Origin of the sequence: Curtobacterium sp. MCBA15_013 (genome assembly GCF_001865095.1) — a bacterium.
Classification (GTDB): Bacteria; Actinomycetota; Actinomycetes; order Actinomycetales; family Microbacteriaceae; genus Curtobacterium.
Genome location: NZ_MJGQ01000010.1, coordinates 1 through 22,322, shown reverse-complemented (window position 1 = coordinate 22,322; position 22,322 = coordinate 1). Strand labels below are relative to the sequence as shown.

The window sequence follows — 22,322 nt, the reverse complement described above, 5'->3', positions numbered from 1 at the left end:
GCTGTAAACGATGTGACGTTCCGGTTACAGTCAGGCCATGCCCGACACCGCGCCCGCCTCCGAGATGGGCCTCCGCGACCGCAAACGCCTCGAGACCCGGCACCGGATCGCCGAGGCGGCACGCTCCCTCGCACTCGAACAGGACATCGACCGCACCACGATCGAGCAGATCGCCGCGCGCGCCGAGGTCTCCCCGCGCACGTTCTTCAACTACTTCGAGAGCAAGGAGGACGCGGTCCTCGGGCACACCGAGCTCGACCTCACGCCCGAGACGCTCGACGCCCACCTGGCCGCCGTCGCGGGGGAGCCCGCGGCGCAGGCCGTGGTGGACCTGGCGTTCCTGGTGTTCGGGGAGTCCTTCGGTGACGAGCACGAGCGGCTCGCCCGGAAGGAGGTGATCGTGCGCTTCCCGCAGCTCATGCGCCGCCAGGTCTCCCGGATGACCACGGTCGCCGAGGCGATGACGGGCGCGGTCCGGACGATCCTCGAGCGGGACCCGGCCTGGGGTCCGGACGCGGCCACGCCCCAGGCGGCCGAGATGCTGCTCGGCATGTGCATGACCGGGCTGCGGAGCTCGGCGCGCCACGAGGGGTCGGACCCGGAGGAGGTCCGCGCGCGGGTGGTCGCCACGATCCGCGACACCGCGGCCCGCATCACGGGCCAGTAGCGGCCGGGAGGCGCGGGGCGGGGGCCGCCACGCGCCTCCCGTCCGTCGCATGGTGAGCAGAAATGGTCGGGTGCCGCTCGGGGACCCGACCATTCCTGCTCACGATGCGAGCGCGGCGCGCGGCGCGCGCCCGTCACGGCTTCGTGATGAACCCCTCCTTGACCATCCAGTCGAAGGCGACGTCGGCGGGCTCCCGACCCTCGACGTCGACCTGCCGGTTCAGCTCCTGCAGCACGGCGTCCGTGAGCTTCGGCGAGATCTGGTCGTAGACGTCCTCGAGCTGCGGGTACTCCTTCAGCGTCGCCGAGTCGAGCACGGGCGCGACGTTGTACGCCGGGAAGAAGCCCTTGTCGTCCTCGAGCACGGTGAGCCCGAGCGACTTGATGCGGCCGTCGGTGGTGAAGACCTCGCCGAAGTTGCACTTGCCACGATCGGTCGCGGTGTAGACCGTGCCGGTGTCGAGGATGCTGACGTTCTTCGTCGGGATGCCGTTGTCGCCCGAGCCGCCGAGCTCGAGCCCGTACTTCTTCAGCATCGGCTTGAAGCCGTCGGCACGGGAGTTGAACTCGGACTCGACGCAGAACGTGCGATCGCTGACGGGGAGCTTCGTGATGTCGGAGAGCGTCGTGATGTCGCCGAGCTCCGACACGGCCTCGTCGCGGACGGCGAAGGCGTACGTGTTGTTCATCGGCGCCGGCTCGAGCCAGGTGAGGCCGTTGCCGGCGTCCTCCTTCTTCACCGCTTCCCACTGCTCGGTCTTGTCCGGGATGCCCTCGCTGTGGCCCATGAAGGTCAGCCAGGCCGTGCCCGTGTACTCGTACGTGAAGTCGGCGCCGTGCGAGGTCATCAGCTCGCGGACGGCGACGCTGCCCGGCACGTTCGTCTCGTCGGTGACGTCGAACCCGGCGGCCTTCGCGGCGAGCACGGCGATCTTGCCGAGCACGAGCTGCTCGGTGAAGTTCTTCGAGGTCACGGTGATGTGCGCGCCGTCCGGCAGGTCGTCGATGCGCTGGATCGAACCGGGGTCCGCGGCGGGGACGAAGGACGTCGCCGGCTGCAGGCCGCAGCCGGTCAGCACGAGGGCGGCCGCGCCCGCCACGGCGGTGGCGGTCGCGATCCGGCGACGGACGGTCGGACGGGAGGCGCGGCGTGCGCCCCGCAGATCGGCGCGCGGCACGTCGTGGGTCACGTTCGGGGCGTCGTGGGTCATCGGAGTCCCTTCGGTCGTGCGACCGTCTCGACCACGCGGCCGATCCAGTCGATGGACAGGGCGAGGAGCGCCACGAGGAGCGCCCCGGAGACGAGGACCTTCGGCAGGAACAGGTTCACGCCCGTGGTGATGAGCAGCCCGAGGCCACCGGCGCCGACGAACGTCGCCAGGCTCGCGGTGCCGACGAGCAGCACCAGCGCGGTGCGGATGCCGGAGAGCATGACCGGCACGGCCAGCGGCAGCTCGACCTTCATGAGCACGCTGAACGCGCTCATGCCCATGCCCCGCCCGGCCTCGACCAACCGCGAGTCGACGCTCTGGATGCCGATCATGGTGTTCCGGAGCACCGGCAGGATCGCGTAGAGCACGAGGGCGACGACGGCCGACCACGAGTTCAGGCCGAGCCACGCGGCGAGCAGCACGATGAGCCCGACGGCCGGTGCCGCCTGCCCGAAGTTGGCGACGGCGAGCACGTACACGCTCGCACGGCGGAGCGGCCCGCGGGTGAGCAGGACGCCGAGCGGGATGCCGATCACGAGCACGAGCACGGTCGACTCGAGGGTCAGCACGAGGTGCTGCCCGGTGAGCGCGAGGATGTCCGCCGGGTTGAGCGTGGTGCGCTCGGTCGGCGTGAGGTCCGCCGTGGCGAGCCAGACCGCGAACCCGGCGAGCACCACGAGGATGGCGATCGGCTGCACGAGCAGCCCCTTCCACCCGGTGCGGCTGCCCGTCCCCGCCCCGGCGGCGACCGCGCTCACAGGTCCTCCCCGCTGGTCGCCACCACGGGCGACGACGGCATGGTCTCGATCGGGTTCGTGTTCGTCCCGACCGGCGTGTAGGCCTGCTCCTGGGCGGCGGCGGCGCGCGACCGGGTGATCGCGTCCATGACCGTCTCGACGGTGATGACGCCCTGGAACGCCTCGCCGCGGCCGGTCACGAGTGCGGCGCCGGCGCTCGACACGAGCATGGTGTCGAGCGCGTCGTTCAGGGTTGCGGCCCCGCCCACGACGGGCAGGTCGGGCTCGATGCCCTCCGGGATCCGGTCGAGCCGCTCGAGCTGACGACGCGTCGGCCACCCGATCGGACGCTGTCGGCGGTCGACGACGACGGCGTGCCCGTGGCCACCGGCCTCCTGCATGCGCTGCAGCACGGCCTTCGCCTCCTCGCCCGGCGAGCAGGTCACCGCGGGGGCGAGCTCGACGTCGCGGACCCGGTTCAGCGTGAGCTGCTTGAGCCCGGCGCCCGACCCGATGAAGTTCTCGACGAACTCGTTCGCCGGCTCCGCGAGGATCCGCTCCGGGGTGTCGTACTGCACGATGTGGGCGCCCTCGGTGAAGATCACGATCCAGTCGCCGAGCTTCACGGCCTCGTCGAAGTCGTGGCTCACGATGACGATCGTCTTGTGCAGCTCCTCCTGGATGCGGAGGAGCTCGTCCTGCAGGCGCTGGCGGGTGATCGGGTCGACCGCGCCGAACGGCTCGTCCATGAGCAGGACGGGCGGGTCCGCGGCGAGCGCCCGGGCGACGCCGACGCGCTGCTGCTGGCCGCCGGAGAGCTCGCGGGGGAACCGGTCGCGGTAGGTGTCGGGGTCGAGCGAGACGAGGTCGAGGAGCTCGTCGACGCGGGCCGCGATCTTCTCCTTCGACCACCCGAGCATCTTCGGGACGATCGCGATGTTCGCCGCCACGGTCATGTGCGGGAAGAGCCCGCCGGCCTGGATCACGTAGCCCATGCGGCGACGGAGCTCGTCCGCGTCGATCCCCGTGACGTCGTCCTCGCCGACGACGATGCGTCCCTCGGTCGGTTCGATCAGGCGGTTGATCATCTTGAGCGTGGTCGTCTTGCCGCAGCCGGACGGGCCGACGAGCATGACGATCTTGCCGGCCGGGATCTCGAGCGTGATGCCGTCGACCGCGGGCTTCGTCTGACCGGGGTACCGCTTCGTGACCTCGTCGAGCAGGATGCGGCGGCCGGTGACGTCGCCGGCGGGAGCGGTGGTGGTGGCGGAGTCAGTGCTGGACACGGATACCTCTCGAGATGGTCAGACGGCCGAGGCCGAGGAGGAGCAGGTCGAGGACGAGGGCGAGCAGGACGACCCCCACCACCCCGACCGTCACGGAGAAGAGGGCGTTCGCACCGCCGAGGCGGGACAGCCCGGAGAAGATGAAGCCGCCGAGCCCGGGGCCGAGCGCGTAGGCGGCGATCGCGGCGATGCCCATCACCATCTGCGCGGACACCCGCACACCGCTGAGGATGATCGGCCACGCCATCGGCAGCTCGACCTGGAGCAGGGTGCGGAACCGGCTCATGCCGATGCCCCGCGCCGACTCGACGACCGTCGGCGGGATCTCGGCGAGGCCGACGACGGCGTTGCGCAGGATCGGCAGCGTCGCGAAGAAGACGACCGTCACCACGGACGGCACGACGCCGAAGCCGAGCGGCACGATGAGCAGGCCGATGACCGCGAAGGACGGGAGCGTCAGCCCGATCGCCGAGACCCCGTTCGCGACGGAGGTGAGCCGTTCGCTGCGGTAGACGAGTGTGGCGAGGACCACGGCGATGAGCGTCGCGAGCACCGTGCACTGGACGACCAGTGAGAAGTGCTGCCACGACGCGAACCAGATCTGGTCCCACCGCTCCCCGATGTACTGGAACACGCGCAGAACGCTCCCCTCCGGTCGGCCGAACTGCCCACGGGTCGGGGCACAAGTGGGTTCGAACCTACGCAGGGGGCAGGGTCACCGCACAACCGGGGACGGGCGCCGGAGCGACTCCCTGCGGATCCGCGAAGCTGGAAACACCCGGTCAGGACAGGTGCAGCGCCCCGACCCTGGGAGAACGGTAACGATCCCGAGCAGTCGTCGGCTATGCGCCGAGGTCGCGGAGTCCCGACCGCTCGGCGACGTCGACGAGGTGCTCGCGCCAGAGGACCCACTCGTCCGGGGTCTTCTCGGCGAGGTTGCCGTCCCCGTCGCCCGCGAGCCCGTCGAGCATCTCGCGCACGATGTCGGCGTGCCCCGCGTGCCGGGCCGTCTCGTACCCCATGTGCACGAGGATCCGGTGCAGGGTCACCCGCCGGCGGTCCTCCGGCCACCAGGGAACGACTCCGCGGGCGTCGAGGTCGAGCGCCTCGATCGTGGCGTCGGCGTGCGCGGCACTGCGGTGGTGGAACGCGACGACGTCGTCCAGGGTCTCGTCGAGCGTCGCGTACATGTCGTCGCCGTCCTCGGACTCGAGCCAGGCGGGCGGGTCCGGCAGCGGGCGCCCGAAGACCTCGCCGAAGTACATGGCCTGCACGCCCGCGACGTGCTTCACGAGGCCGAGCACGTTCGTCCCGGTCGGCGTGACCGGCCACCGCGCCTGCCGTTCGGCGAGCCCGTCGAGCTTCGCGACCAGTGCCGCGCGGTGCTTCTGCAGGTACCGGTGCAGCGTCCGCTTGAGGACCTCGGCGTCGATGCCGGTCGTCGACCCCTCGTCCGACAGCATCGAGCCGCCGCTCGAGGCGATGGTCGGTGCTGCCGGTGCGGGGTGGACCTCGGGGACCGGGTCGGCGCTCGTCATGCCCTCGATCGTGCCACCGAACGCTCGCGCACGCGCTCCGACTCCTGCACGGCGACCCGTTCGGCGGTGAGCAGGAGCCCGGCGACCTCGCCGGAGTTCCGCGCCGGGGCGTCGTTCCAGCTGGTCAGGTCGCGGACCCGTCCCATCCGGACGTCCGGCGCCGGGCACCAGAGGACCGGCTGTCCCTCGTCGACGGCGAGGGCGTGCCACACCAGGTCGAGGGCGCGCTGGACCTGCTGCGAGTGCACGGCGTGCGGGCCACCGGCAGCGGAGACCACGGAGCCGACCAGGCACGCGGCGACGAGGGGGCGGCCCTGCACGTCCATCGCCGCGGCACTGGAGGCCTTCCGCATCCGACCGTGCTCGTCGACGTACGCGAACCACGCGTGCTGGATCCACCCCCGTTCGATGACGCCGCGCGCCCCGGAGAGCAGCCGGGCGAGGTCGTCCAGCTCCTGCAACCGGGCCTCGACGCGACGGTCGCGCGCAGCGGAACGGCGTGCGGAGAACCGGTCGAGGAGCCCGCGGAAGCCGGTGCGGGTCGGGGTGGACGGGACGGGAGAGGCGTCGGTGGCGACGTCGTGCTGGACGCGGAACTCGAGGGTCATGACGGCCCCTCCGATCTTCACGTGCACGGATTGGTGCGGTCACGATAGCCCCGCGCGGACTCAGTCGTCCAGCACTTCTCCGATCACCCGTCGTGCGACGGCGCGGAACGCGCGGTCGTCGGACAGGTGGAGTGCCGAACCGATCGAGACGGCCCAGGCACGCGCCCGTTCCCAGGTGTCGTCGTCGGCCGCGACGCGCGCGCGGAAGGTGCGCCGCGCCTCCCGGTCGAGCGTGAGCCACGCGGTGGCGAGGTCGACGGCCGGGTCGCCCGCCGTCACGTCGCCGAAGTCGACGACCGCCGCCAGGCGGGTCCCGCCGTCCGGCGCGGCGTCGAAGAGCACGTTGAAGGGGTGCAGGTCGCCGTGCACCCAGACGGGAGGCCCGGCGTACGCGGGCAGCGCCGCCGCGGTCCGCCAGACTGCCGCGAGTTCACGGGCCCGGGGCACGTCCGCCGTCGCGAGTCGCGTCAGGACGCTGTCGCTGCGGGTGGCGAGCGGCACCGCGCGGACGGGGTTCACGGGAGCGTCCGGCGGCGCGGGGACGTGCAGCAGCTCGACGAACGCGGCGAGCGCCTCGGCCACCTGCACGCCGCCGGCGCGTTCGCCCGCCGGGGTGCCGGGCAGCCAGCGGACGACGCTCCACGACCACGGGTACCCGAGGGCCGGGCGTCCGGTGCGGACCGGATCGGGGACGGGCACGATCGCCGCGACCCGGTGCGCGATCTCCGGCAACCACCGCTGCTCGTGCTCGATGAGCGCCGCGGCGGCCGCCCGGCGGGGGAGCCGTACGGCGAGCAGCTCGCCGAGCCGGACCACGACGTTGTCCCAGCCGCTCGCCACGATCGCGAGCGGGAGGTCCGCGAGGTCCGGGTGCTGGTCGCGGAGCAGGGCGGCGACGAGCGGGACGTCGACGTCGACCTCGGCGGCGGGGGTGGCCATCGGGTCAGGGTAGCCGGGGGCGCGCACACCCGTGAACTGGGGAGAGCCGGGCGGGGCGGGCGCTCGGTAGCCTCGAGGGACCAGCGACGTGGGTGTCCATGGGGGGACCCGCGTCGCGTGGCGGTCGGGTCAGGCGTCGTCGGGCAGCGGAGCGATGAGCGCGACGAGCCGGGGGATCTCGGGGCGCACCCGGTCGGAGACGATCGCCGCGAGCAGGACCGTCCAGAGCTCCCGGAGCCGGACGTACAGGTCCGACCGGTCGGCGAGGACGTCCGAGACGGTCTGCACGCCCGTGTACGCGGGGATGACGACGCGGCCGACGAGTTCCGGGTCCCACGCGGGGTCGACCTCGCCGGCGTCGATGCCCTGTCGGACGAGGTCGGTCACCACGGCGATCCAGTCGGCGTACGGGTCCTGCCGGGCCACGTCCGCCGTCGCGGCCTCGGTGGACAGACGGATGCCGGCGCTCACGACGGTCTCGTGGATCATCTGCGACGCGAGGCCCTGGGACATCCACATGAGCACCTCGAGCGGAGTCGTCCCGCGGGCGGCCGCCGCCTCGCCGTACCGCCGGGAGACCTCGTGCTGCCGGGCGATCACCGCGCCGGCGAGGTCGGCCTTCGACGTGAAGTGGAAGTACAGCGCACCCTTGGTGAGACCGGCCCGCTCGGCGACGGCGTCCATCGAGGTGCCGAGGTACCCGCGCTCGTCGAACTCGCCCGCCGCCGCGTCGAGGATCGCGGCACGGGTGGCGACCGCCCGCTGCTGCCGCGTGCCACCGTCCTGCGCCATGATCCTGCAAGCGTACCGATGCGGCCGTCCCAGGCGGTGTCCGGGTGACGTCCGGGAACCTCCCCGGTCGGCTGTCGTACGGTTCCCGGCATGGACGGATGGCGGAACCCGGTGCGCTGGGCACGGACGGGTCGGTGGCTGCTGCTGCCGATCGCCGTGCTCGACTGGGTCGCGCTGGCGCCGCAGACCGTCGTCGTGCTGGCGTTCGCGATCGCCGTGGTCGGGCTGGCCGGCATCGCCGCGGCACTCGTCGCCCGGATGCTCCGAGGGTCGCGGGGTGCGATGGCGGCGCTCGGGGTGGTGCTCCTGCTCGGCGGGCTCGTCGTGTTCGGCCTCGATCCGTTCCCGGGGTCGTTCCCGCTCATCGACGGGTGGTGGCCGGAGTCGATCACGCAGCCGCAGGTCGTGGGGAGCGCCTACTGGCAGCTCGCCGGCCTCGGGATCGAGCTCGCCGGGTTCGGCATGCTCGCGACGCTGCTGGTCGTGTCCCTGACCGCGAAGCCCGCGCAGCGCTGACGACCGCGGGCGCTGGCGGTCCGTCGCGGGCGCGGGCGGGTCGGTCGCGGGCGCTGACGGTCCGTCGCGCTCAGTCGCGCGTGAGGACGAGGAGCGTGCCGGCCGTGGCGACGCCCCGGACCCGGTCGACCAGGCTCGCGGTGGCGTCGGCGGCCCGCACCCATCCGATCAGCGTCTCGAGGTCACCGACCGCGGCCAGCAGCCCGTCGGTGCACAGCACGACGCGGTCTCCCGACACGAGGTCGAGCGCACCGGGGGTCCGCGGCGTCCCGTCCGGTTGTAAGCCGATCGGCAGGTCGTGCGACCGGAGCACCGCGGCACCGCCGTCCGCGCGCACCACGGCCGCGAGGCCGTGCCCGGCGTCCCCGTACACGATGTGACCCGACGCGGGGTCGAGCCGCAGGTGGAAGAGCGACCCGACGGTGTCCGCAGCCGACAGGTCGGCGGCGACCTGCGCCTCCAGGCCGACGATCGCGGTCTCCATGTCGACGTCGGTCCGCGCGATCACGGCTGCCCGGACCGCTGCGGCCAGGAGCGCCGAGGCGCGACCGGCTGCCGGGACGGCTCCGACGGTGCAGTGCAGGCGGCCGTCGGCGGCGACCCGCCAGTCCGCGACGTCACCGGAGTCCTCGCGGGGGAGCGTCAGCACCTCCAGCGAGTACCCCGGAACTTCGACGGGTCCGGGGACCAGGCCCTCCACGACCCGCCGGACCCGGTCGCGCTCGATCGTGTGCCCGAGCTCCCGCTCCGCCCAGCGCGCGAGGTCGCGGAGCAGGTCGATGTCCTCGGCCGTCAGCGTGCGCGGCGTCGCGTCCATGATGCAGAGCGTGCCGACGCGCGTGCCGTCGAGCATCGACAGCGGTGCGCCCGCGTAGAACCGGATGCCCTGTTCGGTGACCGCGGCGAGGTGGGCGAACCGCGGGTCGAGCGTCGCGTCCGGCACCACCATCGGCTCGTCGGTCAGGACCGTCGTCGAGCAGAACACCTGCTCCGCCGGAGCGCTGCCGCCCTGACGCCAGCCCTGCGTGGACTGCGCCGTGACGAGCCCGTCGTGCACGAGGTTGAGGAAGGACAGCGGGACCCCGAAGGCCTCCTGCGTCATGCGGGTGATGCGGTCGAAGCGCTCCTCGGGGCCGCTGCCGAGGACGCCGAGCGCCTCGACCACGGCCGACCGGTGCGCTGCGGCGTCGAGGTGGGTCACCCGTCCTGTCTACCCGCACCCTCGCCCAGGAACCAGTCCCGCGGGTGGGGGTCGGCGGTCAGTTCGCGTCGCTCGGACACCGGCGCCGCCCACGCGGCCGCGTTCGACAGCACCCGCTGGATGTCCGGGTGGTGGTACACCGGGTACTCCTGGTCACCGGGGGAGAAGTAGAAGACCCTCCCGAGGCCCCGGCGGTACGCGACGCCCGAGCGGAAGACCTCGCCGCCGGCGAACGTCGACAGGAAGACCTCTTCGTCGGGGCGCGGGATGTCGAAGTACTCGCCGTACATCTCCTGGCGGTCGATGACGATCGGGTGCGGGACGCCCGCGGCGATCGGGTGCTCGGGCGCCACGGTCCAGACGAGCTCGCGCTCCCCGTCGTTGCGCCACTTCAGGGAGCAGGTCGTGCCCATCAGGCGCTTGAACGGCTTCGAGTAGTGCCCGGAGTGCAGCACCACGAGGCCCATGCCCGCGTGCACGGCATCGACCACGAGGTCGACGACGGCGTCGCTGACCTCGTCGTGGGCGGCGTGGCCCCACCAGAACAGGACGTCGGTGGTGGCCAGGCGCTCGGCGGTGATGCCGTGGTCGGGCTCCTGCAGGGTGGCCGTGCTCACGGTCGCGTCGGGGTGGTGCTCGCGGAGCGCGGCGGCGATCACGGTGTGCATGCCGTCGGGGTAGTGCCCGACGACGGTCTCGTCACCCCGGCTCTCGTGCACGTTCTCGTTCCAGACGACGATGTTCAGGGGACGGGATTCGGTCGGCGTCGACATGGCTCCCACGCTAGTCCGCCTGGTCGTCGAATCGATACGACCATCGGAGTGTCGGGGCTTTCCCGGGAGGCGTCCGCGACGATGTCCGCATGACTCCCCGCTCCCTGTTCCGCGCCGCCGCGGTCGCCGAACTCGTGACCTGGACCATGCTCATCGCCGGGATGGTGCTCAAGTACGGCCTCGGTGCCGGCGACTGGGGCGTCCGGATCGGGGGCGGGGTGCACGGGTTCGTGTTCCTGGCGTACCTCGTCGTGACGACCGTCGTCGCGGTGAACCAGCGGTGGTCGGCCGGAGCGCTCGTGCTCGGGTGGGCGAGTGCCGTCGTGCCGTACGCGACGGTGCCGTTCGAGGTCGCCGTGGCCCGGCGCGGGATGCTCGAGGGCCCGTGGCGTCGCGGCGCCGAGGGACGCGTCGGGTTCTGGGACCACCTGCTGTTCTTCGTGGTGCGGCACCCGGCGGTGTCGATCCTCATCGGCGTCGTGGCCGTCGCCCTGGTGTTCGTGGCGCTGCTGGCCGCCGGCCCGCCCGTCCCGTCACGCGGCTGACGCGCTGCCTTCGTGAGCAGGAACGGTCGGGTTCGTGATGCGGACCCGACCGTTCCTGCTCACGAAGCGCGGCCCGGGTCGCGACCACACGACGGACGGGAGGCGCGGTGCCAGCCGGCACCGCGCCTCCTGTTCGTGCGTCCCGCGTCTACAGCGCGGCGAGGATCCCGTTCAACGTGGCGGACGGGCGCATCACGGCGCTCGTCTTGGCGTCGTCCGGACGGTAGTACCCGCCGATGTCCGCCGGGTGCCCCTGCACGCTGTTCAGCTCCTCGACGATCGTCGACTCCTGCTCGTCGAGCGTCGCCGCGATCTCGGCGAACGCCGAGGCGAGCTGGGCGTCGGTCGTCTGCGCCGCGAGCTCCTGGGCCCAGTACTTCGCCAGGTAGAAGTGGCTGCCGCGGTTGTCGATCGACCCGAGCTTGCGCCCAGGCGACTTGTCCTCGTCGAGGAACGTGCCGGTCGCACGGTCGAGCGTCTCGCCGAGGATCTTCGCCCGCTCGTTGCCCGTCACACCGGCGAGGTGCTCGAGGCTGACCGCGAGGGCGAGGAACTCGCCGAGGCTGTCCCAGCGCAGGTAGTTCTGCTCCACGAGCTGCTGCACGTGCTTCGGCGCCGAACCACCGGCACCGGTCTCGAACAGGCCGCCGCCGCCGAGGAGCGGGACGACGGAGAGCATCTTCGCCGAGGTGCCGAGCTCCATGATCGGGAACAGGTCGGTGAGGTAGTCGCGGAGCACGTTGCCCGTGACGGAGATGGTGTCCTCACCGCGGCGGATGCGCTCGAGCGAGAAGCGCATCGCGTCCTCGGGGGAGAGGATCTCGATCTGCAGCCCGTCGGTGTCCTGCTCGGCGAGGTACGTCCGCACCAGGCCGATGAGGTTCGCGTCGTGCGCACGGGTCTCGTCGAGCCAGAACACCGCGGGGGAACCGGTCGCACGGGCACGCGTCACGGCGAGCTTCACCCAGTCGCGGATCGCGACGTCCTTGGTCTGGCAGGCGCGCCAGATGTCGCCGGCCTCGACCTCGTGCTCGATGACCGTCTCGCCGCCGCTCGTGACCACGCGCACGCGGCCGGCTGCCGGGACCTCGAAGGTCTTGTCGTGCGAGCCGTACTCCTCGGCCTTCTGCGCCATCAGGCCGACGTTCGGCACCGAGCCCATGGTGGCCGGGTCGAACGCACCGTTGGCGCGGCAGTCCTCGATCGTGGCCTGGTAGATGCCGGCGTAGCTCGAGTCCGGGATGACCGCGAGCGTGTCGTGCTCCTCGCCGTCCGGACCCCACATGTGGCCGGACGTGCGGATCATCGCGGGCATCGAGGCGTCCACGATGACGTCGCTCGGGACGTGCAGGTTCGTGATGCCCTTGTCGGAGTCGACCATCGCGAGCTCGGGGCCCGCGTCGATGCCGTCCGCGAACGCCTGCTTGATCTCCGCACCGTTCGGCACGGCGTCGAGCCCGGCGAGGATCGAGCCGAGGCCGTCGTTCGGGTTGAGCCCGGCGGCGGCGAGGTCGGCGCCGAAGCGCTCGAAGACGCTCGGGAAGAACGCACGGATGACGTGGCCGAAGATGATCGGGTCGGAGACCTTCATCATCGTGGCCTTGAGGTGCACCGAGAACAGGATGCCCTGCTCCTGCGCCGCGCGGATCTGGTCCTGCAGGAAGGCCTCGAGCGCGCGGACGTGCAGCACCGTGCCGTCGACGACCTCGCCCGCGAGGACGGGGATCGACTGCTTGAGGACCGTGGTCTCGCCGTCGGCACCGACGAACTCGATCGTCAGGACGTCGTCGGCGGGGGCGATCCAGGACTGCTCGTTCGAGCGGAAGTCGTCCGTGCCCATCGTCACGACGTTCGTCTTCGAGTCGTGGCTCCAGGCGCCCATGCGGTGCGGGTGCTTGCGGGCGTAGTTCTTGACGGAGAGCGGTGCGCGGCGGTCGGAGTTGCCCTCGCGCAGGACCGGGTTCACGGCGCTGCCCTTGGTGCGGTCGTAGCGGGCGCGGGCGTCGCGCTCGTCGTCGGTCGTCGGCTCGTCGGGGTAGTCCGGCAGGTCGTAGCCCTGGGACTGGAGCTCCTTGATCGCGGCCTTGAGCTGCGGGATCGACGCCGAGATGTTCGGCAGCTTGATGATGTTCGCCTCGGGGGTCTTCGCGAGGTCCCCGAGCTCGGCGAGGGCGTCGTCCAGGCGCTGCTCGGCGGTGAGCCGCTCCGGGAACTGGGCGATGATCCGGCCCGAGAGCGAGATGTCGCGGGTCTCGACGTCGACACCTGCGGTGCCGGCGAAGGCCTGGATGACCGGGAGGAAGGAGTGGGTGGCGAGGAACGGCGCCTCGTCCGTGAGGGTGTAGATGATCTTGGCCATGCTGGCGGGTACTCCCTTGTTCGACCGTCGGTACGTCCACGCTACTCGCGCAACGGGATGTCTCGACATCAAGATACATGGTGCTGCCTGCGTGGAGCAGATGCTCGGATGGCTTCCTGGAGGCGCACTGTCGACTCATAGGAACGTCGCGTGGAGTGGTCTTCCGCACCACACGACCGCAGGAGGCGCGCATGTCGACGACACGGCAGACACCGGAGGACTTCGGGTGGTCCGCGGAGGACCTCCGTTCGGCGTACGCCGTGGACGGCAGCGGGCCGTACCGGTACGCGCCGGACGGGTCCGGGCCGTTCTCGTACGACGAGGACGGCTCCGGGCCGTGGCTGGTCGGTCCGATGCCGCGTCGTGGGCTCGCCCGCTTCGCGCCGCGGGACCGTGGGTCGGGCTCGCGGCTGCGGCGGATCGGGACCGCCGTGACCGCGGGCACGCTCGCGCTCGTCCTGGCCGCCGGCAGTGTCGCGGTCGTCGCCCACGTCGTTCCTCCACACCACGTCGTCAACGCCTCGGCTGTCCACAGCGCGGAGCCGGACCGGGACTGATCGCCCGGAACGGTGCCACGCTGGGGGAGTGAACGAACTCCTCGTCATCGGTGTGGTCGCCCTGGTCGCCATCGCGGGTGCTGCCGTGCTCGGCCCGCGCATCGGGGTCGCCGCGCCGCTCGTCCTCGTCGCGGTGGGGGTCGCCGCGAGCCTCGTGCCGTGGATCCCGCACGCCCGGGTCGAACCGGAGTGGATCCTCGCGGGGGTGCTGCCGCCGTTGCTGTACTCGGCGGCGGTGTCGATGCCGTCGATGAACTTCCGGCGGGAGTTCGGCGCGATCAGCGGCCTGTCGGTCCTGCTCGTCGTCGCGTCGAGCCTGGTGCTCGGGCTCTTCTTCGCGTGGGTCGTCCCGGGGCTGGGCTTCTGGTGGGGCATCGCGCTCGGAGCGATCGTCAGCCCCACCGACGCCGTCGCGACCTCGATCGTCAAGCAGACCTCGGTGTCACGGCGGGCGATCTCGATCCTCGACGGCGAGTCGCTGCTCAACGACGCGACCGCGCTCGTGCTGCTCCGCACTGCGATCTTCGCCGCGGGCGCGTCGTTCTCGTTCTGGGGCGCGCTCGGCGACTTCGCCCGGGCGGTCGCGATCGCCGTCGTCATCGGCTGGTTCGTCGGCTGGCTCAACGTCTGGGTGCGGTCCCGGGTGCCGAACGCCGCGGTGAACACGGCACTGTCCTTCGCGGTGCCGTTCGTCGCCGCGATCCCGACCGAGCACTTCGAGGGGTCCGGCCTGGTCGCGGCCGTCGTCGCGGGGCTGTTCACGGGCATCGTCGGCCCGCGCAGGCTCCCCCCGGGGCACCGGCTGTCGGACGCCCAGAACTGGCAGACGATCGAGCTCGTGCTCGAGGGTGCCGTGTTCCTGACGATGGGGCTGCAGCTCGCGTCGATCCTCGGCGACGTGCAGGACCAGCACGCCGGGATCGGGCCGGCGCTCCTCATCGCCGTCGGCGCCCTCGTGCTCACCGTCCTCGTCCGGGCCGCCTACGTCGTGCCGCTGCTGCTCGCCCTGTCCGCCAGCGCCAAGCGGGGCGAACGGATGCAGACGCGCTTCGCGGAGATGCACGCGCAGGACCGCGACGCCATGAGCGAGGTGATCCGCGAACACCGACCGGGCAACCGGGCGCCGTCCGAACGGGAACTCGACCGGTTCGCGGTGCGGGTCCGTCGCACCCTGGCGGACATCGCGTACTACACGAAGGCGCCGCTCGGCTGGCGGGAGGGCACCGCGGTGGTCTGGGCGGGGATGCGCGGCGCGGTGACCGTCGCGGCGGCCCAGACGCTCCCCGACGGCACGCCCCAGCGGTCGCTGCTCGTCTTCGTCGCGTTCGCCGTGGCCCTGCTGTCGCTCGTGGTCCAGGGCGGGACGATCGGGCCGCTCCTGCGTCGCATCGCCGCACCGACGACGGACACCGCCGCGCAGGACACCGAGGAACGCAAGCGGCTCCTCGAGCTCATGCGGGCAGCGGCGGAGCAGGTCCCCGGGACGAGCGAGGCCGGACCCCGCGCGCGGGAAGAGCTCGAGGCCGCCGACCCCGCCGAACTCCGGGCGTGGATGGGGCGCGAGAAGGCCCGGCGCCTGGCGGTGCTCGAAGCGCAGCGCGCCGCGATCCTCGACGCCCGCGACGACGGCAGTTTCGACGCCGAGGTGCTCGAGTCGATGCTGCAGAACCTCGACGCCGAGCAGATCGCCCTCGAGCTCAGGGGCGCTCCCGCACGGTGACGGTCACTCGCCGATGCGCACCCGGAAGACCCGGACGCCGGCGGTCTTCAGGGCCGCGAGCCCCACGCGCATCCGGAAGTTCCGGAACGGCCGCTCGAACCCGGACGGTGCCGACGCCGCGCCGATCTGGTGGAGCACCTCGGACGTCAGCGTCCGCTCGACCTTCGGCGCGAGCCGGGTCAGCCCCGAGACCGTCACGACGATCCGGACCGCGTGCGGCGCGAGCAGCGGGTCGATCAGCTCCGCGGCCTCGTGCGCACGGTGGAACGCCGGGTCGTCACCGGGCCGACGGATCGCGATGACCGCGAGTTCGGCGTCCCAGGTCTCCTCGGGATCGGGCAGGTCGTCCACCCCGACCACGCGCATCCGGGCAGCGTCGACCCCGGCCCGGACGGCAGCGGTCCGGAGCACCGGCAGGAGCTCCTGCGTCCCGGCGAGCACGACGTGCGCCGACGCCAGGTCGACCGGTTCGTGCCGCTCGCGCGGTGTTCGGGCCATGTGGAGGGTCCTTTCCGCTCGCTCACTGCGGACACTACTGATCGGGCGGCATCCGGGGCCGGGGCGGGCTGTGGGATCAGCAGCCTCCCAGCACTTCGGTAACGATGACATCACGAAAGGACCTGTACAAAGCGACAGAGTCGTGCAGAATGGTGGGCGGCCATGACGACTGCACGCGAACTCGACCAGCACCCGGACACCCCGGTGGTGCACCTGTCCCGTCGCGCCGCCCTCGAGGCCGAGCGCGCCGCAGCCCGCAAGCCGGCCCGCCGTGAGCGGACGCCGAAGCCCGAGCGCGCACCGAAGGCCGAGCGCACGCCCGCGCCGCCTCGCGCGCCGAAGCCCGAGCGCACCGGTCGCCGAGCGGCCGCCGCGCGTGCGACGACCGAGCACGTCGACGCCCGCATCCAGCGCGTCGTCCGTCGCCCCGCACCCAGCGTGCCCGCCGTCGCCCGGGCGACCCGCGCCTCCAGGTCCCGCCGCGCCAGCCGCGTGACGCTCACGAGCGCCCTCGCCGCCCTCGCGATGTTCGCCGCGTCCGCGATGCCCGCGCACGCCAGTGCCGGCACCTCGATGGCGACCGCGACCCTCGCACCCTCTGTCCGCACGCAGGACTACGCCGTGACGCAGGCGATCTCCGCCTCCGCCCTCGACCGCGACGGCTTCACGGTGGGCGGCGGTTCGGCCGGGGCCCCGGGCACGTCGGTGTCCTACGGCGGCGAGGTCCGGTCGCCGTTCCCCGGGCCGGTACGGATGAGCTCGGGCTTCGGCTACCGCTCGGCTCCGTGCGGCGCCTGCTCGTCGCTCCACCAGGGCCTCGACTTCAACCCGGGCATGGGCGCGCCGATCGGTGCCGTGGCCGCGGGGACCGTCCGGGTCTCCGGCACGTACTTCTCGTACGGCACCGCGGTGATCATCGACCACGTGATCGACGGGCGCGAGGTCTCGACGCTCTACGGCCACATGATCCCCGGCTCCTCGCCACTGAAGGTCGGCGACACCGTCGAGGCCGGACAGTTCATCGGCAAGGTCGGCTCCTCCGGGGTCTCGACCGGGGCGCACCTCCACCTCGAGGTCCTGATGGACGGCGAGACCCCGATCGACCCGGAAGCCTGGCTCGAAGCGCGCATCGGGCGTTCCCTCACCGCCTGATCAGGTTCCCTGTGCATGCTCACAGGCATGGACGACTGTCACAGACCGCCCGCCCGTCGCCGATCTGAGCCGGCAGCCCGCTGATGGGACCCGACACCTGGATCGCCTTCGGGCTCGTGGTCCTCTTCGTGCTCGTCGGTGGCGTGTTCGCCGCAGCCGAGATCGCCCTCGTCTCCCTCCGTGAGTCGCAGCTGCAGCAGCTCGAGCGCCGCGGGTCCCGGGGGATGCGGGTCGCCGAGCTCGGCCGCGACCCGAACCGCTTCCTCTCCGCCGTGCAGATCGGCGTGACCGTCGCCGGGTTCTTCTCGGCCGCGTACGGCGCATCGTCGATCGCTCCGGACGTCGCCCCGCTGTTCACGGGCCTCGGGCTCGAGCAGGGTGCTGCCGAGACGGTGGCACTGGTGCTGATGACCCTCGTGATCGCCTACCTGTCGCTGGTCTTCGGCGAGCTCGTGCCGAAGCGGCTCGCCCTGCAGCGCGCCGAGGGCTTCTCGATGGCCGTGGCCCCGACGCTCGACCGGTTCGCCACGCTCATGCGCCCGGTGATCTGGCTGCTCTCGAAGTCGACCGACACCGTCGTGCGGCTGCTCGGCGGGGACCCGAACGCCCGGAGCGAGTCGATGAGCACCGAGGAACTCCGCGGTCTCGTCGAGGACCACGACGCCATCGACGCCCAGGGACGCCGGATCGCCCGGAGCGCCCTCGACGCGGGCGACCGGATCCTCCGCGAGTCGATGCGGCCCTGGTACGACGTGTCGACGATCGACGCGGGCACCTCGATCGCCGCGGCCACCGACCACGCCATCGACCTCGGGCACACCCGGTACCTCGTCACCGACGGCACGCGGGACCACGTCGACGGGTTCGTCCACCTGCGGGACCTGCTGCGCCCGGAGGACCCCACCGCACCGGTGTCGACCCTCGTGCGTCCGGTGCTCGCGCTGCCCGAGACGAAGTCGCTGTCGAGTGCGATCGCGGACATGCGCACCGAGGGACACCAGATCGCCCTGGTCGTCGACGAGTACGGCGGCAGCGCGGGCATGGTGACGCTCGAGGCGCTGCTCGAGGACCTCGTCGGACGCATCCGCGACGAGTACGACGAGCCCGCGGCCGAGCACGACGGCGTCGACGGGGCGACCGTGCTCGAGGACCTCGTGGCCGACGGCGGCCCGGCCCTCCCCGACGGCGACTACGAGACGGTGGGCGGCCTGGTGCAGGTGGCGCTGGACCGCGTGCCCGAGGTCGGGGACGTCGTCGAGGTCGGCGGCCACCGGCTCGAGGTGACCGCCATGGACGGTCACCGCGTGGCGCGCGTGCGCATCACGGCCGACGCAACCGCCTGAGCACTGGAGGCGCGGTGCGGGGCCGCCCCGCGCCTCCCGTCCGTCCCGTCCCGGGTACGGGCAGGGCCTGCCGCGGTACCAGCCACGGGACGTACGCTCGTCGCATGGGTATCGACGTGCGCAACGAGATCCGCGACTTCCTGTCCTCGAGGCGGGCGCGGCTCACTCCCGAGCAGGTCGGCATGCCGTCGTTCGGCGGCGGTGTCCGACGGGTACCGGGACTGCGTCGGCACGAGGTCGCCATGCTCGCCGGCGTCAGCGTGGACTACTACACGCGGCTCGAGCGGGGTTCGCTCAAGGGCGTCTCGGACAGCGTGCTCGAGGGGCTCGCCGGTGCGCTGCAGCTCGACGAGGACGAGCGCGTGCACCTGTGGGACCTCGCCCGCCTGGCGAACGCCGGCGTGAAGGTCATGCACCGCAACGTCCCGACCCGCGTGCGCCCCGGTGTGCAGCGGCTGCTCGACTCGATCACGGGAGCGCCAGCCTGGGTGCGGAACGAGCGCGGTGACGTGGTCGCGACGAACGAGCTCGGTCGCGCGCTGTACGCGCCGATGTTCGCGGGCCCCGGTCGTCCGGTGAACACCGCGCGCTTCACGTTCCTCGACCCCGCCGCGAAGGAGTTCTTCGCGGACTGGGCGCAGACCGCTCGGGACGCGGTGGCGATCCTCCGTGCAGCCGCGGTCTCGAACCCGTGCGAGCCCGGACTCGTGACCCTCGTCGGCGAGCTGTCGACCCGGAGCGAGGAGTTCCGCACCTGGTGGGCCGCCCACGACGTCCGGATGCACCGCACCGGCAAGAAGCGGCTCGTGCACCCGATCGTCGGTGAGCTCCGGCTCGACTACGAGGCGCTGGAACTCGTCGCGGACCCGGGCCTGGTGATGTTCTCGTACTCGGCCGAACCCGGCAGCGAGTCCGAGCGGTCCCTGGCGCTCCTCGGGTCGTGGGCTGCGACCGAGCGTGCCGAGCACTACGCGGCGCTGCGCGAGTCGGAGACCGAGTCGGTCGACTGACCCCGCGCGTCGACGGTCAGGCGGTCGGGGTCGAGGGACCTGTCTCGTCCGGGCCGGCACCGTGGTCGTCGATGCCGTCGACGGCGGCGTCGTACCGCAGCCGCTCGATGCGCAGCTGCCGCTCCGTCGCGGACAGCCGCAGCACGCGGATCGCGGCGAACACGAGCACGACGAGCGCGACCGTCAGCACGGCGAGCGCCACGACGAACGCGATGTACAGGACACTGACGGCGGCGAATCCCCCGGAGACCATGGCCCGACCGTAACAGGCCCGGTCCGTAGGCTGGGGCCGTGACGAGGATGACGGACGGTTCAGCGGGGGACGCCGACTCCGCCCGCATCGGTCAGGACCACCGGAAGTACCGTCGGCCGGAGCCGTCCTTCGCCCGGGCGATCGCGAAGGCCCTCGGTGACGCCCGGACGGTCCTCGACGTGGGCGCCGGCGCTGGGTCCTACGAGCCCACCGACCGTGAGGTGACCGCGGTCGACGCCACCGCCGCGGACCTGCCGTTCGCCGACGACACGTTCGACGCCGCGATGACGACCTTCTCCGTGGACGAGTGGGGCGACCTCGAGCGTGGGCTGGCCGAGCTGCGCCGGGTGACGCGGGGCCCGATCGTGATCCTGACGTGCGACCCCGACCGTGTCGAGGACTTCTGGCTCGCCGAGTACGCCCCCGAGGTCATGGCGACCGAGGCCCGGCGGTACCCCTCGCTCGCCCGGATCGCGGCCGCCCTCGCCGACGACGCGGTGACGACCACGCGCCTGCCGATCCCGTTCACGTGCGTCGACGGGTTCTCCGAGGCGTACTACGCGCGGCCGGAACGCCTCCTCGACCCGGGCGCACGACGGGCGGACGCGGCGTGGAGCTCCGTCGACGAGATGACCGCGCGGCGGTCCGTCGCCGCGCTCCGCACGGCCCTCGAGTCCGGCGAGTGGGACCGAGCCCACGGCGCGCTCCGCACGCAGCCGACGTTCGAGGGCTCGCTCGTCCTCCTCACCGCGCAGCCGCACCCGGCTTGACACGTCGACGTAGGCTGGTCGGGTGAGCTTCCAGGAGGTGGTCGGCGCCCGTTTCGCCGACATCAGGGCGTGATGCCCCCGGTCGCACCGTTCGGTGCGGCCGCCGTCATCGAACCCTGAACCCTCCGCCAGGTGCGGCATGCGTCCGCGTGCCCCGGGCCCGTCCGAGAGCGAACCACCATGCTGCCCATCAGCGAGAAGACCATCCGCACGTCCTTCGTCAACGCCTCCCGCAAGGAGACCGGCGACCTCACGCTGCCCGCCGACCTCGAGACCGTCGACTGGGACGCGCTCGACTACCTCGGCTGGCGCGACCCGAAGCTCGCCCGGCGCGCGTACGCCGTCGTGCCGACCCTCGAGGGCGACCTCGTCGGCATCCTGTTCCGGCAGGCCGAGGCCTCGCCCCGTGCCCGGGCGCAGTGCTCGTGGTGCCAGGACGTGAAGCTCCCCAACGACGTCGTGTTCTACAGCGCGAAGCGGTCCGGCAAGGCGGGTCGCAACGGCAACACCGTCGGCACGCTCGTCTGCCAAGACTTCCAGTGCTCGCGCAACGTCCGGCGGACGCCGCCGCTCGCGTACGAGGGCTACGACGTCGAGGCCGCACGGCTGCAGCGGATCGAGGACCTGCAGCTCCGCGCGGCGTCCTTCGCCGCGGAGGTCTAGTCGCGACTGCGCACGCGGACGACGAGTGCGCAGCGTGCAGCGCGCGCAGACGTCGTCGAGGTGCGCACCTGCGGTTCGGGAGGCGCGGTGCGGGCCCGACCCGCGCCTCCCGTCCCGCAGCGGCGACCGTTCCGGGGCCGTCGGCCACCTCGCGCGGGAAACCACCGCGTAACCCCCGTGAAACGGGCGTTCCGTAGCGTGGCGGCATGGACATCGGCGATCTCGACGACGCGACCGTCTCCGACGCGGTCGCCACGGCCACCGGGTGGGCGGCCGTTCCGGCCTGGGCCGACGCACTCGCCGCCGGACGGCCGTACGGCTCCGTCGCCGCGCTCCTGGAGCACGCTGCCGCCGAGGCACGTGGGTGGGGCGCCGCCGAGCTCGACGCCGCCCTCGCGCAGCACCCGCGGATCGGTGAGCGGGGCAGTGATGCCTCGTCGACCCGGGAGCAGTCGGCCATGCGCACCGCGGACGGCGACGTCGCCCGGGCGATCGCCGCGGGGAACGCCGACTACGAGCGGCGGTTCGGCCGGGTGTTCCTCGTGCGCGCGGCCGGCCGGACGCCCGAGGAGCTCCTCGCCGAACTCCGACGGCGGCTCGGCAACGATCCCGATGTGGAGGTCGCCGAGGCCGCCGGTGCCCTCGCGGACATCGCACTGCACCGCATCCGCGCGACCTTCGCCGTCGCCCAGCTGACCACGCACGTCCTCGACGCGACCCGGGGCACACCCGCCGCGGGGGTCGGCCTCGTGCTGAGCACCGTCGACGGCGACGTCCTCGCGACCGGCACGACCGACGCCGACGGACGAGCTGCCCTCGGGCCGGACGTCCTGCCACGAGGCGACCTGCAGCTGCGCTTCGACACGGGCGGGTACCACCGCGCCGCCGGGGTGCCGTCGTTCCACCCGTTCGTCGTCGTGGCCTTCACCGTGCGCGGGACCGAGCACCTCCACGTGCCGCTCCTGCTCAGCCCGTTCGCCTACAGCACCTACCGAGGCAGCTGATCCCATGCCGCGCGGGGCATGTGTCCCGCCCGCAGCGCACGAGCGGGCGAAATGTGCGCGGCTCCCATGGCGAACGGCGCATGTTCCGCCCGCTCGCCGGGCCGGGATGACGGGCGTGGGTCGCGTCCGTCACCGGACCGACGCCCGGAACGCACGCCGAGACGGCCTGGAGGCGCGGTGC

At 72.5% G+C, this 22,322-nt stretch carries 24 protein-coding genes and 1 pseudogene; 12 read left to right on the top strand and 13 right to left on the bottom strand.

Translation table 11 applies throughout. The features are described 5' to 3' along the window. Positions 1–37 precede the first annotated feature (37 nt). Positions 38–667: a TetR/AcrR family transcriptional regulator gene (locus BIV01_RS07400; protein WP_071302411.1), complete on the top strand. Its 630-nt coding sequence runs from the start codon at positions 38–40 to the stop codon at positions 665–667. A 133-nt stretch (positions 668–800) separates the two neighbouring features. Here the strand turns inward: BIV01_RS07400 and BIV01_RS07395 are convergent, their stop codons facing one another. The 8 genes from BIV01_RS07395 to BIV01_RS07360 form a co-directional block, all read right to left on the bottom strand. Continuing rightward, positions 801–1,877 carry a glycine betaine ABC transporter substrate-binding protein gene (locus tag BIV01_RS07395; RefSeq protein ID WP_083413855.1) on the bottom strand — a complete coding sequence of 359 codons (1,077 nt, stop codon included), beginning with the start codon at positions 1,875–1,877 and terminating at the stop codon, positions 801–803. After that, positions 1,874–2,635: an ABC transporter permease gene (locus BIV01_RS07390; protein WP_070417570.1), complete on the bottom strand. Its 762-nt coding sequence runs from the start codon at positions 2,633–2,635 to the stop codon at positions 1,874–1,876. The genes BIV01_RS07395 and BIV01_RS07390 overlap by 4 nt, the downstream gene beginning before the upstream one ends. After that, on the bottom strand, positions 2,632–3,900 hold the full coding sequence (locus tag BIV01_RS07385) for an ABC transporter ATP-binding protein (protein WP_070417569.1): 1,269 nt from the start codon (positions 3,898–3,900) through the stop codon (positions 2,632–2,634). Before BIV01_RS07385 ends, BIV01_RS07390 begins: the two co-directional genes overlap by 4 nt. Beyond that, positions 3,887–4,534: an ABC transporter permease gene (locus BIV01_RS07380; RefSeq protein ID WP_070417568.1), complete on the bottom strand. Its 648-nt coding sequence runs from the start codon at positions 4,532–4,534 to the stop codon at positions 3,887–3,889. Before BIV01_RS07380 ends, BIV01_RS07385 begins: the two co-directional genes overlap by 14 nt. A gap of 208 nt (positions 4,535–4,742) precedes the next feature. Next, positions 4,743–5,438, bottom strand: coding sequence for a DinB family protein (locus tag BIV01_RS07375; RefSeq protein ID WP_071302410.1), 696 nt, complete (start codon positions 5,436–5,438; stop codon positions 4,743–4,745). Beyond that, entirely contained in the window at positions 5,435–6,046 is a 612-nt protein-coding gene (locus tag BIV01_RS07370; RefSeq protein ID WP_139199256.1) for a DUF6197 family protein, read from the bottom strand. The genes BIV01_RS07375 and BIV01_RS07370 overlap by 4 nt, the downstream gene beginning before the upstream one ends. A 60-nt stretch (positions 6,047–6,106) precedes the next feature. Beyond that, positions 6,107–6,985, bottom strand: coding sequence for an aminoglycoside phosphotransferase family protein (locus BIV01_RS07365; protein WP_071302408.1), 879 nt, complete (start codon positions 6,983–6,985; stop codon positions 6,107–6,109). Between the two features lie 129 nt (positions 6,986–7,114). Next, complete coding sequence (locus tag BIV01_RS07360; protein WP_071302407.1) at positions 7,115–7,777, bottom strand: ScbR family autoregulator-binding transcription factor; 663 nt, start codon at positions 7,775–7,777, stop codon at positions 7,115–7,117. Between the two features lie 90 nt (positions 7,778–7,867). Between BIV01_RS07360 and BIV01_RS07355 the strand changes: the two genes are divergently transcribed. After that, positions 7,868–8,293: a hypothetical protein gene (locus BIV01_RS07355; RefSeq protein ID WP_071302406.1), complete on the top strand. Its 426-nt coding sequence runs from the start codon at positions 7,868–7,870 to the stop codon at positions 8,291–8,293. A gap of 70 nt (positions 8,294–8,363) precedes the next feature. On the opposite strand, the gene BIV01_RS07350 is transcribed toward BIV01_RS07355, so the two are convergent. Together BIV01_RS07350 and BIV01_RS07345 are read right to left on the bottom strand one after the other, a co-directional pair. Next, entirely contained in the window at positions 8,364–9,494 is a 1,131-nt protein-coding gene (locus tag BIV01_RS07350; protein ID WP_071302405.1) for a GAF domain-containing protein, read from the bottom strand. Next, positions 9,491–10,267 carry a ThuA domain-containing protein gene (locus tag BIV01_RS07345; RefSeq protein ID WP_254791796.1) on the bottom strand — a complete coding sequence of 259 codons (777 nt, stop codon included), beginning with the start codon at positions 10,265–10,267 and terminating at the stop codon, positions 9,491–9,493. The genes BIV01_RS07350 and BIV01_RS07345 overlap by 4 nt, the downstream gene beginning before the upstream one ends. Positions 10,268–10,356: 89 nt before the next feature. Between BIV01_RS07345 and BIV01_RS07340 the strand changes: the two genes are divergently transcribed. Continuing rightward, positions 10,357–10,812, top strand: coding sequence for a DUF3817 domain-containing protein (locus tag BIV01_RS07340; RefSeq protein WP_071302404.1), 456 nt, complete (start codon positions 10,357–10,359; stop codon positions 10,810–10,812). Between the two features lie 148 nt (positions 10,813–10,960). Here BIV01_RS07340 and BIV01_RS07335 read toward each other — a convergent pair whose 3' ends face one another. Then, the gene (locus BIV01_RS07335; protein ID WP_071302403.1) at positions 10,961–13,171 is read right to left on the bottom strand and encodes an NADP-dependent isocitrate dehydrogenase; all 2,211 of its coding nucleotides are present in this window, start codon (positions 13,169–13,171) and stop codon (positions 10,961–10,963) included. Positions 13,172–13,362: 191 nt separating this feature from the next. Between BIV01_RS07335 and BIV01_RS07330 the strand changes: the two genes are divergently transcribed. Further along, entirely contained in the window at positions 13,363–13,728 is a 366-nt protein-coding gene (locus tag BIV01_RS07330) for a hypothetical protein (RefSeq protein WP_139199255.1), read from the top strand. 28 nt (positions 13,729–13,756) lie between these two features. Next, positions 13,757–15,448: a cation:proton antiporter gene (locus tag BIV01_RS07325; protein WP_071302401.1), complete on the top strand. Its 1,692-nt coding sequence runs from the start codon at positions 13,757–13,759 to the stop codon at positions 15,446–15,448. A 3-nt stretch (positions 15,449–15,451) separates the two neighbouring features. On the opposite strand, the gene BIV01_RS07320 is transcribed toward BIV01_RS07325, so the two are convergent. Further along, positions 15,452–15,946, bottom strand: a complete 495-nt coding sequence (locus BIV01_RS07320) for a hypothetical protein (protein ID WP_071302400.1) — start codon at positions 15,944–15,946, stop codon at positions 15,452–15,454. Between the two features lie 162 nt (positions 15,947–16,108). Between BIV01_RS07320 and BIV01_RS07315 the strand changes: the two genes are divergently transcribed. From BIV01_RS07315 to BIV01_RS07305, 3 genes are all read left to right on the top strand, one after another. Then, complete coding sequence (locus BIV01_RS07315; RefSeq protein WP_071302399.1) at positions 16,109–17,098, top strand: M23 family metallopeptidase; 990 nt, start codon at positions 16,109–16,111, stop codon at positions 17,096–17,098. Positions 17,099–17,181: 83 nt separating this feature from the next. Further along, positions 17,182–18,441 carry a hemolysin family protein gene (locus tag BIV01_RS07310; protein ID WP_071294176.1) on the top strand — a complete coding sequence of 420 codons (1,260 nt, stop codon included), beginning with the start codon at positions 17,182–17,184 and terminating at the stop codon, positions 18,439–18,441. Positions 18,442–18,545: 104 nt separating this feature from the next. Then, positions 18,546–19,451: a helix-turn-helix transcriptional regulator gene (locus tag BIV01_RS07305; RefSeq protein ID WP_070417554.1), complete on the top strand. Its 906-nt coding sequence runs from the start codon at positions 18,546–18,548 to the stop codon at positions 19,449–19,451. Positions 19,452–19,467: 16 nt separating this feature from the next. Here the strand turns inward: BIV01_RS07305 and BIV01_RS07300 are convergent, their stop codons facing one another. Beyond that, positions 19,468–19,704 (bottom strand): hypothetical protein, encoded by a 237-nt coding sequence (locus tag BIV01_RS07300; RefSeq protein WP_071302398.1) that lies wholly within the window; start codon positions 19,702–19,704, stop codon positions 19,468–19,470. Positions 19,705–19,751: 47 nt separating this feature from the next. Between BIV01_RS07300 and BIV01_RS07295 the strand changes: the two genes are divergently transcribed. From BIV01_RS07295 to uraH, 4 genes and pseudogenes are all read left to right on the top strand, one after another. Further along, positions 19,752–20,474 carry a class I SAM-dependent methyltransferase gene (locus tag BIV01_RS07295; RefSeq protein ID WP_071302397.1) on the top strand — a complete coding sequence of 241 codons (723 nt, stop codon included), beginning with the start codon at positions 19,752–19,754 and terminating at the stop codon, positions 20,472–20,474. A gap of 180 nt (positions 20,475–20,654) precedes the next feature. Then, the gene (locus BIV01_RS07290; RefSeq protein ID WP_071302396.1) at positions 20,655–21,137 is read left to right on the top strand and encodes an FBP domain-containing protein; all 483 of its coding nucleotides are present in this window, start codon (positions 20,655–20,657) and stop codon (positions 21,135–21,137) included. A 206-nt stretch (positions 21,138–21,343) separates the two neighbouring features. Further along, positions 21,344–21,802: pseudogene (gene uraD, locus BIV01_RS20205) on the top strand (2-oxo-4-hydroxy-4-carboxy-5-ureidoimidazoline decarboxylase); the annotation flags it as partial. Next, entirely contained in the window at positions 21,803–22,141 is a 339-nt protein-coding gene (uraH, locus tag BIV01_RS20200) for a hydroxyisourate hydrolase (RefSeq protein WP_071302498.1), read from the top strand. It begins immediately after the preceding pseudogene. The last annotated feature ends 181 nt before the right edge of the window (positions 22,142–22,322 follow it).